The sequence below is a fragment of the Myceligenerans halotolerans genome (assembly GCF_054782975.1).
In genome coordinates, this window is sequence record NZ_BAAGRL010000006.1 from 429826 (window position 1) to 443787 (window position 13962).

General features: G+C 73.5%; 13 protein-coding genes. 7 read left to right on the forward strand and 6 right to left on the reverse strand.

Annotated elements, in window-relative coordinates; genetic code table 11:
* Positions 1–158 precede the first annotated feature (158 nt).
* On the forward strand, positions 159–1448 hold the full coding sequence (locus tag ACYVK5_RS05130; RefSeq protein ID WP_460702456.1) for an MFS transporter: 1290 nt from the start codon (positions 159–161) through the stop codon (positions 1446–1448).
* 145 nt (positions 1449–1593) lie between these two features.
* Here the strand turns inward: ACYVK5_RS05130 and ACYVK5_RS05135 are convergent, their stop codons facing one another.
* The 3 genes from ACYVK5_RS05135 to ACYVK5_RS05145 all read right to left on the reverse strand — a co-directional run bounded on the left by ACYVK5_RS05135 (position 1594) and on the right by ACYVK5_RS05145 (position 3926).
* Positions 1594–3192, reverse strand: a complete 1599-nt coding sequence (locus tag ACYVK5_RS05135; RefSeq protein ID WP_460702458.1) for a hypothetical protein — start codon at positions 3190–3192, stop codon at positions 1594–1596.
* 154 nt (positions 3193–3346) lie between these two features.
* Positions 3347–3523: a hypothetical protein gene (locus tag ACYVK5_RS05140; RefSeq protein ID WP_460702460.1), complete on the reverse strand. Its 177-nt coding sequence runs from the start codon at positions 3521–3523 to the stop codon at positions 3347–3349.
* A gap of 73 nt (positions 3524–3596) precedes the next feature.
* Positions 3597–3926: a helix-turn-helix domain-containing protein gene (locus ACYVK5_RS05145; RefSeq protein WP_460702462.1), complete on the reverse strand. Its 330-nt coding sequence runs from the start codon at positions 3924–3926 to the stop codon at positions 3597–3599.
* Positions 3927–4045: 119 nt separating this feature from the next.
* Here ACYVK5_RS05145 and ACYVK5_RS05150 point away from each other — a divergent pair, with 119 nt between their 5' ends.
* Positions 4046–4942 carry a phosphotransferase gene (locus ACYVK5_RS05150; protein WP_460702464.1) on the forward strand — a complete coding sequence of 299 codons (897 nt, stop codon included), beginning with the start codon at positions 4046–4048 and terminating at the stop codon, positions 4940–4942.
* 7 nt (positions 4943–4949) lie between these two features.
* Here ACYVK5_RS05150 and ACYVK5_RS05155 read toward each other — a convergent pair whose 3' ends face one another.
* Positions 4950–5825 carry an alpha/beta fold hydrolase gene (locus ACYVK5_RS05155; RefSeq protein ID WP_460702466.1) on the reverse strand — a complete coding sequence of 292 codons (876 nt, stop codon included), beginning with the start codon at positions 5823–5825 and terminating at the stop codon, positions 4950–4952.
* A gap of 142 nt (positions 5826–5967) precedes the next feature.
* Complete coding sequence (locus ACYVK5_RS05160) at positions 5968–6426, reverse strand: Lrp/AsnC family transcriptional regulator (RefSeq protein WP_460702468.1); 459 nt, start codon at positions 6424–6426, stop codon at positions 5968–5970.
* 132 nt (positions 6427–6558) lie between these two features.
* On the opposite strand from ACYVK5_RS05160, the gene ACYVK5_RS05165 reads away from it, so the two are divergent.
* The 3 genes from ACYVK5_RS05165 to ACYVK5_RS05175 are packed head-to-tail and all read left to right on the forward strand — an operon-like array spanning position 6559 to position 10276.
* On the forward strand, positions 6559–7779 hold the full coding sequence (locus ACYVK5_RS05165; RefSeq protein ID WP_460702470.1) for a thiamine pyrophosphate-dependent enzyme: 1221 nt from the start codon (positions 6559–6561) through the stop codon (positions 7777–7779).
* Entirely contained in the window at positions 7776–8834 is a 1059-nt protein-coding gene (locus tag ACYVK5_RS05170; protein WP_460702472.1) for an alpha-ketoacid dehydrogenase subunit beta, read from the forward strand. The genes ACYVK5_RS05165 and ACYVK5_RS05170 overlap by 4 nt, the downstream gene beginning before the upstream one ends.
* The gene (locus ACYVK5_RS05175) at positions 8831–10276 is read left to right on the forward strand and encodes a dihydrolipoamide acetyltransferase family protein (protein ID WP_460702475.1); all 1446 of its coding nucleotides are present in this window, start codon (positions 8831–8833) and stop codon (positions 10274–10276) included. The genes ACYVK5_RS05170 and ACYVK5_RS05175 overlap by 4 nt, the downstream gene beginning before the upstream one ends.
* Before the next feature lie 95 nt (positions 10277–10371).
* Here the strand turns inward: ACYVK5_RS05175 and ACYVK5_RS05180 are convergent, their stop codons facing one another.
* Positions 10372–11469, reverse strand: a complete 1098-nt coding sequence (locus tag ACYVK5_RS05180; RefSeq protein ID WP_460702477.1) for an alpha/beta fold hydrolase — start codon at positions 11467–11469, stop codon at positions 10372–10374.
* Between the two features lie 138 nt (positions 11470–11607).
* Here ACYVK5_RS05180 and ACYVK5_RS05185 point away from each other — a divergent pair, with 138 nt between their 5' ends.
* Together ACYVK5_RS05185 and ACYVK5_RS05190 are read left to right on the forward strand one after the other, a co-directional pair.
* A complete protein-coding gene (locus ACYVK5_RS05185; protein WP_460702479.1) occupies positions 11608–12567 on the forward strand; it encodes a hypothetical protein in 960 nt (319 codons plus the stop codon).
* 109 nt (positions 12568–12676) lie between these two features.
* A complete protein-coding gene (locus ACYVK5_RS05190) occupies positions 12677–13873 on the forward strand; it encodes a glycosyltransferase (RefSeq protein WP_460702978.1) in 1197 nt (398 codons plus the stop codon).
* Positions 13874–13962 lie beyond the last annotated feature (89 nt).

Genomic DNA, 13962 nt, shown 5'->3' on the forward strand with positions numbered 1-13962 from the left:
AGCCGCCTCGCGTGGTCGGGGGTTTTCCGTGTGGTCGGTCGAGTGATTGACCGACCACACGGAAAACCCCCGACCACAGCCACGACCCGGCCCGGTGTTGGTGATCTCACGTCGGGGGCGGGCGCGCCGCGTCCGTCAGGTGCGGTTGAATCGTTTGCGTGCCGCTTCCCCGCCGTCCCCGCGCCCTGACCCCCGACGGCTTCTACGGCTGGCACATCGTCGTCTACGCCGCGATCGCGCTGGCGATGTCCGCGCCCGGCCAGACGGCCGGGATCTCGCTGTTCATCGACCACTTCATCGAGGACCTCGACGTCAGCCGCTCCGTGATCTCCACGGGCTACCTCATCGGTACCGTGGCGGGCGCGTTCGCGCTGCCCTGGATCGGGCGTGCGCTCGACAGGTACGGCACGCGGCGGACCATGGCGTGCATCGGCCTCGCCTTCGGCGCGATCCTCATGCTGATGTCCCTCGTCAGCGGAATCGTGGGACTGACCGCGGGATTCGTGGGCGTCCGGATGGCCGGCCAGGGCGCGCTCGGCCTCACCGCGACGACGGTGGTGGCGCACTGGTTCGCCAAGCGGCGCGGGCTGGCCGGCGGAATCGCCGCCGCGTTCGGCGCCATGGGGATCTCGCTGGCGCCGCTCGGTGTGGAACGGCTCATCGCGGGGGTGGGCTGGCGCAACGCCTGGCTCATCGAGGGCGCGGCCGTGTGGCTGATCGTCCTGCCGCTCGCGTTGTTCGCGATCCGGAACCGGCCCGCGGACCTCGGCCAGTTGCCGGACGGCGCACCGCCCGCCGCCGATTCCGCCCACCACGCCGCGCACGGTCTGACCCGGGCGCAGGCGTTGCGGCAGCCGTACTTCTGGCTGGTCGCGAGCGTGCTCGCGGCCAACGCGATGCTCGGCACGGCCGTCGGGTTCCACCAGATCAGCCTGCTGACCGCACGCGGCCTCACCGCCACGGAGGCGGCCGCGAACTTCCTGCCACAGACCGTCGCGGGCCTCCTGGCCACACTGGCCGGTGGCTGGCTCATGGACCGCGTCGGCGGACGGGCGCTGCTCGTGACCTCGATGGCGGCGCTCGCCGGGGCGATGGTGTGGGGCGCGGTGGTGACGCCCGGCTGGTCGGCGGTCGGGTTCGGTGCGGCGCTGGGACTCGGGATGAACATCTCGCGCGCGGCGGAGAACACGGGCCTGCCGAACTGGTTCGGGATCCGGCACGTCGGTGCGATCCGCGGCGTGGTCGCGTCGGTGATCGTGGCCGCGTCCGCCGTCGGGCCGCTGCTGTTCGCCGCCGTCTACGACACGACGGGCGGCTACGGACCCGTGCTGCTGGGCAGCGCCGCGATCCCGGTGGCCATCGGCGTGTGGGCGGCGATCGCCCGCGAGCCGCGGGGTCCGGTGAGGGTGGACGACGTCGGACAGGAAGCGTCACTCGCCCGCGAGTGAGCGGCGGCGGGACCGTACCGCGCCGCGTGTGGTCGGGGGTTCTCCGCGTGGTCGGGGGATTCGCGTGTGGTCGGTCAAGTGATTGACCGACCACACGCGAATCCCCCGACCACACACGCACGGGCAGGCCCGGCCGCGTGCTCTGCTACGCCGTCCGGCGGCCCGGGATCGGCGGGTTGGCCGAGCGCTTGCGGTTCGAGGAGGCGCGGCGAGCCTCGCCGTCGGTGACCTCGAAGAGGCCGCCCAGGCCGTCGAGCACGCGCCACGCCGGCTGGTTCGCCGCGGCCGGGACCACGGTGCCGAGGACGGGGATCCGCGCGACGAGGTCGTCGATGCGCATCTCCCCGTCCGGGGCCGGAAGGTGCTCGTCGACGGTGGCCAGGAGCGACGGGCTGATCAGCGTGCTGCGCACCAGCGACGCGGAGCGGCTGTCGATCTGCTGCGCGTGCATGTTCGAGATCTCGAACCGTTCCGCGAGCTCGGGCAGCTTGACCTGCGGCTCGGCGAACCTGCGTGCGACGAGGATCGTCCGGGCCCGCTCGTCGAGGTAGCTGATCGTGGAGCTGATGCGCTCGTCGAGCGGGCGCTCGAGCTCGTCGAGGCCGGGCGGCGCGGGCGAGCCCGCGGGCGCGGGATGCTGGAGCGAGCGGTACACCATCCGCTGCACGAGTGCGCTGAGCGTCTTGGCGCCGTAGTGCGGGAGGAAGCGGAGCTCGGCGATCGTGCGGTCGGTGAGGTCCCCGAAGGTGGCGATGCCCTTCTCGTGGAAGCGGTCCGCGTGGCTGGTGGGGATGTCGAGGTCCGCCATGGTGTCCGTGGGCGCGATCGCCGGGAACATGACGCCGACCGGCGCCGCGGGCAGCTGCTCGATGACGATCGAGGTCAGCGCGTGGACCTGGTGCCGCAGCCGGCCGCGGACCTGCGGCTCGAAGTCCCACGAGGAGGTCTTGCGCCCGTCGCCCGCGAGGCCGAGCGTGATCAGCCACGGGAACCAGGCGGTCCACGCGGGCCGGACGACGCCGGCCGATCCCCGAGCCGCCACCGAGGACGCCGGGCGGGGGATCGTCATGCGGCCGGGGGCCCTCGCCGGGGGGCGAGTGCTCGTGGCGGCGGCCGCGCGCGCGTCGCCGTTCCGTGCCGACCGGCCCGTCGTCGGTCCGCCCTGCGCCGACCCGCCCTGCGCCGACCCGCCCTGCGCCGACCCGCCCTGCGCGGGGCCGCCGTGCGCAGGTCCGCGCGTCGTCGCTCCGCCTTGCGTCCCCCCACCCTGTACCGGCCCGTCCTGCGCCGTTCCGTCCGCCGTCGCTCCGCCTGCTGCCGCTCCGCCTGCTGCCGCTCCGCCCGCCGCGCCGTCGAGGCCGAGGGTCTGCACCAGGAACGCCCACACGGGTAGGTTCGTGCGCGGCACGGTCTCGGTGAGCACGGGGTGCCGCGGCAGGAGCGTGGCGAGCGCGACGGCGCTGTTCTGCTGGCTCATCGCGTCCGCGAGGGCGTCGTGGTCCGATCCGTGGGACGCGCGCGCGATACACGTGATGGCGCGTCGTTCGAGGTCGGCGACGACGTCGTCGCCGACACCGAGCTCGCCGGCGAGGTTCGTGTACGACGTCGGTCTCCGGGCGAGGGCACGGCCGCGCAGCACGTAGTACTCGTCGTCGGACAGCTCCGCCAGCGCGCCGGCGAGCCGCTCCGTGAGCGAGCGACCGGACGGCTCGGAGCCTCTGGGCCCATTGTTTTCGTTCGGCAAGACTTCACTCCTCCGCAGGCTGCTGCGGGCGAGAGTACCGGAGTTGGACGGTTGTCCATGAATCCTGAAGCCGTAGTCCTGTGCGGATGTGACCGGGTTTCCCGAACCTCGGTTGAAATGTCGAGATTGAGTATCCCCGGAAGGGAACGGGTTCTCAGTGCTCGGCCCGGCGCAGCACCTCGTGAGCGGCCTGCTGGACCACGGCCCGCACCTCGTCCGAGGCCCGGTCGTCCTGCAGCGCCCCCGGCGCGGCCAGCGCGCGGTCGTACGGCACGCCGAGCCGGTTCCGTACGCCGGAGCAGCACGGCGCGGCCACCATCCTCGAAGCCATCGCCTCCGGCCCGCGCCCCGGCGACTTCCGTGGGGGACAGGCACTCCGGGAGTGATCGCGATCACTTCCCCGATCAGGGGCCGAGGTGGGTGATGGGGATGATGTGGATGTCCCCCTTGGTGCGGATGGTGCCGCCGTTGGTGATGACGGCCTTGAAGGCGCAGCGGCTGTCGGCGACCTGGTCCGTCATGGCGTTCAGGGTCTTGATCGCGGAGCTGACAGCCTCGGGGGAGTCGGACAGCTTGACCTCGATCGCGGCCCAGCGACCGTCGGGCAGGATCAGGATGCCCGACTCGATCGCCGCGATCGCCGGCTGGGAGACGCCGGATCGCGCGGCGAGATCGCGCTGGGTCATACCCGCGCGCCGCCGCCGTTCCCGGACATCATCGCCGTTGCTGCTCACGGACTCGTGATATCGAGTTGTGATCACGTCGCACCCCGCACTGCCGGGTCGGCGACCAGGTTCGCCGCCCCGCGGAAATGCGATGGCGGTGTCGCCTCAGGCCTCGCTACCGTGACGGGATGCCGATGCACGACGACGAAGCCTCCTCCGACGTCGCGCTCGTCCGTGAGCTCGTGGTGCGGCAGCTTCCGCACCTCGCGCACCTGCCGGTCACGGACGGCCCGCCCGGAGGGACGGACCATCTGCTCTACCGACTCGGCGACGACCTCCTGGTGCGCATGCCGAAGGCCGCCTGGGCGGCGGAACACGCCCTGACCGATGCCCGCTGGCTTCCGCACCTCGCGCCGCACGTGCCCGTCCCGCTACCGGTGCCGGTCGCGCTCGGAGAGCCGGGCCTCGGCTACCCGTACCGCTGGTCGGTGGTGCCGTGGCTGCCCGGCGAGCCGCCGACGGCGTCGAACGCCGACCCGGTGTCGGTCGCCGCGCAGCTCGGTGCCTTCGTGACCGCGCTGCGCGACGTCGATCCGGCGGGCGGCCCGGAGAAGGCGCCGGGAGCGCGCGGCGGTCTCCTCGGGGTGCGCGACGACGACGTCGTGCGGGCGATCGCCGAGTGCGGTGACCGGATCGACCAGGCGGGGGCGCTGCGCGTCTGGGCGGACGCGGTCGCCGCTGCGCCGCCTGCCACGACCACCTGGATCCACGGCGACCTCCTGCCCGGCAACATGCTGGTCGCCGACGGGAAGCTTACGGGGGTGATCGACTGGGGCGCGGTCGGCGTGGGCGACCCGGCGGTCGACCTGTGGCCCGCATGGACCCACGGCTGGGGCGACGCGGCGCGGTCCGCCTTCCGCGATGTCGCGACCGCGGGGCTGCCCGACCCGGACCAGGCATGGCGCCGCTCCCGTGGCTGGGTGCTCGTCATGGGTGTCGAGGCGGTGCCGTACTACTGGGAGAGGTTTCCGGAGTTCGCGCGGGCGAGCCAGCAGCGGGTGGCCGGGCTCGTCGAGACCCTCTGAGCGAGGCTCACGGGGCACCGAGTCGCAGGATCTCGGCCACGACCCGATCCCACAACCCCGGCCCCGGCCCCGGGAACTGGTGCCCCATCCGTTCCACCACCAGCAGCCGTGCCCCCGGGATCGCCGCCGCCAGCGCCCGCCCGTGCTCCGGCGGGAACAGCGGGTCCGCCTCGCCGTGCAGCACGAGTGCCGGGGCTGCGATGTCGCCCGCGGTCCGGCCCGCCGGGACGACGGGCTCGCCCTCGGGCAGCGCCCAGTGATTGGCCGCGCTGGCCGGATTCGACGACCGCGCGACCACACGCCGCGCCACCGACCGCGCCCACTCCTCGTCGAAACCCGGACCTGCGAACGGCCGCTCGGCCTCGACCAGGTACTCCGCCACGGCGTCGGCGTCGGACCAGTCCGGGTCGGGCGCCGGGTTCTCGAAGACCGCACTCAGGTCCGGCGTCATCCCGGGCAGCCCGTCGGGCCTGTCGACCGCGAACGTCGTCGACATCAGCGTCAGCGCGCTCACCCGCTCCGGCCACACGAGCGCCACCTCCTGCGCGATCGCCCCGCCGGCCGAGACTCCAGCCAGGTGAGCCCGCGCGATGCCGAGGGCGTCGAGCAGGTGCACGGCGTCGTCGGTCAGGTTGCGGCTCGTGTACGACGGCGCCCCGGGCGGGTCCGTCGTCGACCGTCCGGTGTCGCGGTGGTCGTACCGGATCACGTACCGGCCGCGCGCGTCGCCCCGGGCGAGGGCCGCGCAGAACCGTTCGTCCCACCAGTCCATGCTCGCGGCCAGCCCGCTGACCAGCAAGATCGCCGGGTCGGCGGGATCGCCGAAGGTCTGTGCGCACAGCGCGGCGCCGTCGGGCAGGGGGAGCATCCGTTCGTCGTCCATGCAGGGTGGACGACGGCGGGCCGGTCGGCTCATCGGTCGGGGGCCTGACCGATCTGCCCGGCTTTCCTCGACCTCGTGAGTGATGTCGAGATTGGGTGTCCTGTGGTGGGTCTGCTGCCGAGGCAGGCCGAACACCTCACCCTCACCCCAGCGTCCCCGGCTCCCCGTACTGGGGTTCCGTTTCCTCGAAGACCAGGAGGGTTCTTGTGCTGAGCACGCCGTCCATGCCCTGGATCTCGTCCAGCACGATGCGCCGCAGGTCCGCGTTGTCGCGTGCCCGCACGAGCATGACGACGTCGAACTCCCCGCCCACCAGCGCGAAGTGCGCCACGCCGGGCATCTCCTCGAGCCGGGCCCGGATGCTGCGCCACTTGGTCTGCACCAGGTTGAGGGTCACGTAGGCCGACGTCGCCAGCCCGGCGGCGACCGGGTCGATGTCGGCGTGGAACCCGCGGATCACGCCCTCGCTGCGCAGCCTCCGGGTGCGGGCGTAGGCGTTCGCCCGGGAGATGTGGAGCGTCTCGGCCAGCGCGCGCATCGACATGCGCCCGTCGTGGCGCAGGGCGTCCAGGATGCGTTCGTCCGTGCTGTCGAGTGCCACCTGTCTTGCCTCCGCCTCGTTGCGTGGGCGCGGGCCGGACGATCGGCTTCGAAAAGGCCCGCGTTACGACACATCTTCTCGACCTTTGCCAGGTCATGGCAACCAGATGGCCCTCAGTCCGACAATCGGACCATGAGACCTGATCCTGAGGGTCTGCTGCCGGCGACGGAGCCGGTGACCCTGATCGACAGCGACGGCGCTCCGGTCACCCCCGCGCGCGCCGCCGCGTCAGCAGAAGCAGCTTCCCCGCCCACCGTCGTCGGCCCTGAGACCCAGGCGCTCGACGCGTCCGACCGTCCCGGGCGCTGGCAGCTCCCGCCCGGAGAGGACCTGGTCGCCGCCCTCGGCGCGATGATCAGCGCCCGCCGGTTCAACGACCAGGCCTACGCCCTGGTCCGCCAGGGCCGGCTCGCCGTCTACCCGTCCTCCCACGGGCAGGAGGCGTGCCAGGTCGCGGCCGCGCAGGTACTGTCCGACGGCGACTGGCTCTTCCCCACCTACCGTGACACCGCCGCCGTGGTGGCCCGCGGGGTCGATCCGGGCCAGACCCTGACCCTGCTGTCCGGCGAATGGCACCACGGCTGGGACGTGGCCGCACACCACGTCGCGCCGCTGACGACGCCGCTGGCCACCCAGCTCCCGCACGCGGTCGGCGTCGCGCACGCCGCCCGGCTGCGCGGTGAGGACACCGTCGTGCTCGCTCTGTGCGGCGACGGCGGCACCAGCGAGGGTGACTTCCACGAGGCGCTCAACTTCGCGGCCGTGCTGCACGCGCCCGTCGTGTTCCTGGTGCAGAACAACACGTTCGCCATCTCCGTGCCGCTGTCCCGGCAGACCGCCGCGCCGTCCCTCGCGCACAAGGGCGCCGGGTACGGCATCCCCGGCGAGCGCGTCGACGGGAACGACGTCGCCGCGCTGCTCGCCGTGCTCCGGGCCGCGGTCGACGCCGCCCGCGCGGGCGGCGGACCCCAGCTCGTCGAGGCGCACACCTACCGCATGCAGGCCCACACCAACGCCGACGACGCCACCCGCTACCGGGACGCCGACGAGGTCGCCGCCTGGTCCCGCCGGGATCCCATCGACCGGCTGCGGACCTTCCTCACCGACCGCGGCGACGTCGACGAGGCGCGCCTGGCCGCGTTCGCCGACGACGCCGAGCGCATGGCCGCCCGCCTGCGCGAGGAACTCGGGACCGACGTCGGCCACGACCCGTCCGAGCTGTTCGAGCACGTCTACACGACCCCGACGCCGCAGCTGGACGAGCAACGAGCCATGCTCGCGGACGAGGCCGCGCGCGATGTGCCGACCGCGCCCGCCACCGGACGCGCGCCCGCCACCGGAGGTGCCCGATGAATGAGAAGCTCACGATGGCCCAGGCGCTGAACCGCGCGCTGCGCGACGCGATGGCCGCGGACGAGAGCGTGTGCGTGTTCGGGGAGGACGTCGGCCGGCTGGGCGGCGTCTTCCGTGTCACCGACGGCCTCACCGCCGAGTTCGGCGAGGAGCGCTGCTTCGACACGCCGCTGGCCGAGGCGGGGATCGTCGGCGTCGCGGTCGGTATGGCGATGAACGGCATGCGGCCGGTGGTCGAGATGCAGTTCGACGCGTTCGCCTACCCGGCGTTCGAGCAGATCACGAGCCACGTCGCGAAGATGCGCAACCGCACGCGCGGGCAGGTGGCGCTGCCGATGGTGATCCGCGTGCCGTACGCCGGCGGGATCGGCGGGGTGGAGCACCACAGCGACTCGTCGGAGGCGTACTTCGCGCACACGCCAGGGCTGCACGTGGTGACGCCGTCGGACCCGGCCGACGCCTACGGGCTGCTGCGGGCGGCGATCGCGTCCGACGACCCGGTCGTGTTCCTGGAGCCGAAGAAACTGTACTTCGGCGCCGACGAGGTGGACCTCGACCTGCCGGTCGCCCCCGTCGGGCGGGCGGTGGTGCGCCGCCCCGGGACCGATGCGACGCTGATCGCGTACGGGCCGAGCGTGCCCGTCGCACTGGACGCGGCCGCCGCGGCGGCCGCCGAGGGACGGAGCCTGCAGGTGGTGGACGTGCGCTCGCTCCAGCCGTTCGACGACGAGACGGTGTGCCGGGCCGTGCGCTCCACCGGGCGGGCCGTCGTGGTGGCGGAGGCGCCGGGATTCGTCAGCGTGGCCTCCGAGATCGCGGCGCGCGTGACCGAACGCTGCTGGGACGCGCTCGCCGCGCCGGTCGGGCGCGTGACCGGGCTCGACATCCCGTACCCGCCGCCCAAGCTCGAACACCTGCACCTGCCCGACGTGGACCGGGTCCTCGACGCCGTCGACGACCTCCGCTGGGAGGACGGCGGACACGGCGACGGCGGACACCCGATCCTGGCGGCCCATCGCGCGGGGACGTCCCGAAAGCCGGAGGAGACCGCATGACCAGGACGTTCCCCCTGCCCGACCTGGGTGAGGGACTGACCGAGGCCGAGATCGTGACCTGGCTGGTCGCGGAGGGGGACATCGTCGTCGTCGACCAGGCGGTCGCCGAGGTGGAGACCGCGAAGTCCGTCGTGGAGGTGCCGACGCCGTACGCGGGCGTGGTGGAGCGGCTGTGCGCGGGCGAGGGCGAGATGCTCGAGGTCGGGCTGCCGCTCCTGGAGGTCGGCGAGCCGGCCCCGGCCCCGGCCGGCGCGAACCCGGCGACGCCGGACGGCACGTCGGCGCAGGATCCCCGGCCGACGACGGCGGCTGCGGGGGAACCCGCGAGTGCCGTGAACCCCGGGCCCGAGGCCGGGGACGAGGCCTACCGGGAGGAGGAACGTGCCGGGTCCGGCAACGTCCTGGTCGGATACGGGACGCGGGGCGGTGCGCCGGAGCAGACGGGACCGCGGCGCCGCCGTCGTCCCCGGGATCCCGGCCGGCTCGCCCACGACGTGCGCGGATCGGGACGTGGCCGGTCGCAGCCGCAGGTGTCTGGGATGTCGGGTTCCGAGGGGTCTGACTCCGAGGCGTTCAGCTCCGAGGGTTCCCGTTCCGGGGCGTCCGGTTCCGGGGTGTTCAGCCCTCGAGGGTCCGACTCCGCGGTGTCCGGGTCCGGCGACCCCGGTTTCGGGGCGCCCAGAACCGGTGTGATCGGAACCGGTGTCGCCGAAACGGGTGCGTCCCCGGCCGAAGTGGCCGGCCCCGGCGCGACGCGGACGGACGGGGAGGTCCGGGTCCCGCTGACCGGGTTCCAGAAGGCGGCGGCGACGGCGATGTCGCGCAGCCGGACCGAGATCCCCGAGGCGACGATCTGGGTCGACGTCGACTTCACCGCCCTCACCGAACTGCGCGCCGCGCGGCCCGACGGGCCCGGACTGCTCGCGTACCTGGCCCGCTTCGTCACCGCGGCGCTCGCCGAGCATCCGGTGCTGAACGCGCGCGTCGACGCGGAGCGGGACGAGATCGTGCAGCTCGACCGGGTGAACCTCGGCCTGGCGGTGCAGGGCAGTCGCGGGCTGGTCGCCCCGGCGGTGCTCGGCGCGGAGCGGATGACGACCGCACGCCTCGACGCCGCGATCCGGGACCTCGTCGCGCGGACCCGCGCGGGCAGGGCCACGAACGAGGAGCTCGCGGCGGGCACGTTCACGCTGAACAACTACGGCGGCCTGGGGGTCGACGGCAGCGCGCCGATCATCAACCATCCCCAGGTGGCGATGCTGGGTGTCGGGCGGATCATCGACCGGCCGTGGGTGGTGGAGGGGATGGTGGATCCGCGCAAGATCGCGCAGGTGACCTTCGTCTTCGACCACCGGGTCTGCGACGGCGTCGAGGCGGCGGCGTTCCTCCGGGCGGTGACGAGCGCGGTGGAGGACCCGCTGTCGGTCATCGAACGCCTCTGAGCGCGGTCGGTCGGATGTCGGATGGTCGGCAGCCCGGGCTGCCGACCATCCGACATCCGACCGACCGGTCCCGACATCCAGCCGACCGGCAGTCCTCAGACCGCCGCAGCCGGGGTGCGCTTCTCCGCGAGGAACACCGCGATCTCCGTGGCGACCTCGGCCGGGGTCTCGTAGTGGGTCAGGTGGCCCACACCCGGGATCAGGGTCAGGCGGGCGTCCCGGAACCCTGCCGCCAGGGCCTGCTGGTCCGGGACGCGCGCCAGGTCGTCCTTCGCGCCTCCGACCAGCAGCGTCGGGACGTCGACGGCGGCCGCGGAGTCCCGGACGCTCGCCGTGATCGACGCGCGGAACGACTCCAGGAGGGACGCCCGCGTCGCGAACCGGGCGAAGTACCGGTCGTGCTCCTCGTGGATCCAGCGGCGCAGCGCCCGGTCCGGCGTCCGTACCATGGCGATGCTCGCCACCCGCGTGAGCAGCCGATGGCGCAGGAGCGAGGTCCCGGTCTCCTCCGGGAGGATCCCGGCCACCGCGTGCAGCACGGCGGTGGCGCCCACGGAGAACGTGTCCCGCCCGCTCAGCGGCCGCCGCGGGATCGGGTTGATCAGCACGAGCTGCCGGGCCAACGAAGCCGCCGGGCCGTCGGAGCCGGTATGCCCCGCGTCCGTCACGGCGTTCCTCACCGGCTCTACGTCCGGCTCGCCGGCTCCCGCCTGCCCGGCGTCCGGCTCGCCGGCCCCCGCCGGGCCCGCGTCCGTCCGCGGACCTGGCGACGCGGACGCGGGCGCGGCGGAAGACGTCGCCATCGTCGCCGCCGCGATCACCGAGCCGAAGGAATGGCCCGCCAGCACGATGTCGCCCTCGGGTGCGAGCTTCCGCAGCAGGGCGCGGGCCCAGGAGGCGTAGCCGACGACGTCGTGCCGCGCGCCCGGTAGGGGTGGCGAGGCACCGAAGCCCGGCAGGTCGGGGACGGTTACCCGGAGATCAGGGCAAACCCGGAGGAGATGAGCCACGATCGGCTCGAGTCCGTGGTGGTCGCCCCGGAAGCCGTGCAGCAGCACCAGGTGCTCGCGCGCGTCGTCGGGCCCGTAGCGCCACAGGTGCGTCCTGCCGCCGCGGACCGTGAGAGCGGAACGCGCGACGGGCGTCCCGGCGATCAGCGCCGCGTAGGGGGAGGGGAGCGGTTCGTGTGCCATCGTGCCGAAGCCTAGCCACTGCACGGGCGGGTTCTGTGGGACCTGCGGGAAACCCCAGACCAAGTTGGGGGTGAACCCCCGATGAATAGGGGGAGACCCCCATGGTTGGGACACCCAGGGGGCATACAGTATGGGCGCATGACATTGATCGCCGTCGGCCTGACGCTGCTCGGCGCCGTGTGCTTCGCCGCGGCGTCGGTGCTCCAGCACCACGCGGTGACCACCACCGAGCACCCGGACGCACCGGAGAGCGACGACGCCTCGGAACCGGCCTCGATTCCGGCGGGTGGTCCGGCCCAGCACATGAACGTCCGCCACCTGCTGGCCATCGTCCGACGCCGGCGCTGGCTCCAGGGCGCGGGCCTCGCGGCGGCCGGTTCGCTCGTGCACGCGGTGGCGCTGCTGCTCGCCCCGCTGCGGGTGGTGCAGCCGATCGGCGTTCTCGCCGTGCCCCTGGCGGTGCTGATGTCGGCGTGGAAGTCGCGCAGCGCGCCCTCCTGGGGCGTGCTCGGCGGTACGGCGCTGACCGTCGGCGGCGTCGTGGTGTTCGTCGTCGCGTCCGCGGGATCGGCGACCACCGGCACGCCGTCGTCCACGGCGACGCTCACGGCGGGAATCGTGATCGGCGGGATCGTCGCGCTGCTCGGCTTCGCCGGGATGGCGCGGCGGGGCCGCGGCCCGCTGCGCTGCCTCGCCCTCGCCGGCGCGGTGGCGGCGGCCTACGGCCTGGTGTCCGCCCTCGTCCGGGTCGCCGCCCAGGCGGCCGCGAGCGAAGGGCTCCTGTCCCCGTTCGTGCTCGGCTGCGTGGCCGGGGCGTTCGTCGCGTTCGTCGTCGGCGCCTGGCTCGTGCAGCATGCCTTCCACGCCGGGGCGCCGGAGATCGTGATCGCCTGCCTGACCGTCGGCGACCCGCTGGTCGCCGTCGTCCTGGGCGGGGTCCTGCTCGGTGAAGGGTCGACGACGCCGATCGGCGCCTGGGTGCTGCTCGGCGCCGCGGCGCTGACCGCGGCCGCCGGCGTCTTCACCCTCGCTCATCACCATCCTGACGCCGTCGCGGCTCGCGCCGAGCAGGAGCCGGTGGTGGCGGCCAGACTTTGAAACGAATCGTCCACAACCAAATGCCAGTCCTGTCCGTCTTAGACGGGTGCAGGTGACAGCAGGTCAACGCCCCGCACGGGGCTGTACCACAGGAGAACCTACAGTGAACATGCTCCGGATCCTCGTCGGTGCCGAGACGTTCGCCCCCGACGTCAACGGTGCCGCCCGCTTCGCCGACCGACTCTCCGCCGGGCTCGCGGCACGTGGTCACGAAGTCCACGTCGTCGCCCCGTCGCCGGAAGGCGCGCCCGGCACCGAGATGCGCGACGGCGTCGTCGTGCACCGGGTGACGTCCCGGCGGTTGCCGGGGTTCGAGGCGATGCGGGTCTGCGCGCCGTGGGAGGCGACGACGGAGGTGCGTGACGTGTACGAGCGCGTGCGGCCCGACGTCGTCCACACCAACGGGCACCTGTCGCTCGGCCGCGCCGTCGTGCACCACGCGAAGCGCACCGGCGTCCCTCTGGTGGCGACCAACCACCTCATGCCCGAGAACATCGTGGGCTACCTGCCCATCCCGGCCTCGATGCACGAGGCGTTCGCCGGGTGGATGTACCGCGACCTCGGCCGCGTCTACTCGCGGGCCGACGTCGTCACCGCGCCCACCCCGAGCGCCGTCGACCTCATCACCCGCCGCGCGGGCCTGACCAGCGCGTTCCCGGTGTCCAACGGCATCGACGCCGACGCCTACGAGCGGGCGCGCGACGCCGTCGCCGCGCGACGCGGAGCGCCCACCGGCCCCACCGCGATGTACGAGCCCACCGTGCTGTTCGTCGGCCGGCTCGACCAGGAGAAGCGGGTCGACGAGCTGATCCGCGCGTTCGCGCGCATCGCGTCCGACGTGCCCGGGCGCCTCGACGTGGTGGGCGAGGGCGAACGCCGCGCCACCTGGGAGGCGCTCGCCGACGAGCTCGGCGTGGCCGGTCGCGTGCGGTTCCGCGGCTTCCTGTCCGACGACGAGCTGCTGGCCGCCTACGCCTCGGCAGACGTGTTCTGCATGCCGGGCGTGGCCGAGCTGCAGAGCATCGTCACGATGGAGGCCATGGCGGCCCGGCTGCCAGTCGTCGCCGCCGACGCCATGGCGCTCCCGCACCTGGTCCGCCCCGGTTCCAACGGCGAGCTGTTCCGGCCGGGGAACATCGACGAGCTGGCCGGCCACCTGCGGACGCTGCTCACCGACACGGCCCTGCGCGAGCGCTACGGCGACGCGAGCCGCGAGCTGATCCAGGCGCACACGATGGGCGCCACCCTCGGCGTCTTCGAGGCCCTCTACGAGAAGGTCATGGGCGCGGTCCCGGTCGCGGCCTGACATCGGCGCAGGGCGCGCACGGCTCCCACCCGGAAACGGCTCCCCACGAGACGTCACGACGGCACGGAGGGGGTGCGAGGACCGCCCCG

What these genes read in the sequence shown, in the direction of transcription:
- ACYVK5_RS05155 (WP_460702466.1), bottom strand. Translation starts at nt 5,825, where the DNA reads ATGGACGACGAACGGATGCTCCCCCTGCCCGACGGCGCCGCGCTGTGC.
- ACYVK5_RS05140 (WP_460702460.1), bottom strand. Translation starts at nt 3,523, where the DNA reads ATGGCTTCGAGGATGGTGGCCGCGCCGTGCTGCTCCGGCGTACGGAAC.
- ACYVK5_RS05170 (WP_460702472.1), top strand. Translation starts at nt 7,776, where the DNA reads ATGAATGAGAAGCTCACGATGGCCCAGGCGCTGAACCGCGCGCTGCGC.
- ACYVK5_RS05185 (WP_460702479.1), top strand. Translation starts at nt 11,608, where the DNA reads ATGACATTGATCGCCGTCGGCCTGACGCTGCTCGGCGCCGTGTGCTTC.
- ACYVK5_RS05165 (WP_460702470.1), top strand. Translation starts at nt 6,559, where the DNA reads ATGAGACCTGATCCTGAGGGTCTGCTGCCGGCGACGGAGCCGGTGACC.
- ACYVK5_RS05150 (WP_460702464.1), top strand. Translation starts at nt 4,046, where the DNA reads ATGCCGATGCACGACGACGAAGCCTCCTCCGACGTCGCGCTCGTCCGT.
- ACYVK5_RS05175 (WP_460702475.1), top strand. Translation starts at nt 8,831, where the DNA reads ATGACCAGGACGTTCCCCCTGCCCGACCTGGGTGAGGGACTGACCGAG.
- ACYVK5_RS05180 (WP_460702477.1), bottom strand. Translation starts at nt 11,469, where the DNA reads ATGGCACACGAACCGCTCCCCTCCCCCTACGCGGCGCTGATCGCCGGG.
- ACYVK5_RS05190 (WP_460702978.1), top strand. Translation starts at nt 12,677, where the DNA reads ATGCTCCGGATCCTCGTCGGTGCCGAGACGTTCGCCCCCGACGTCAAC.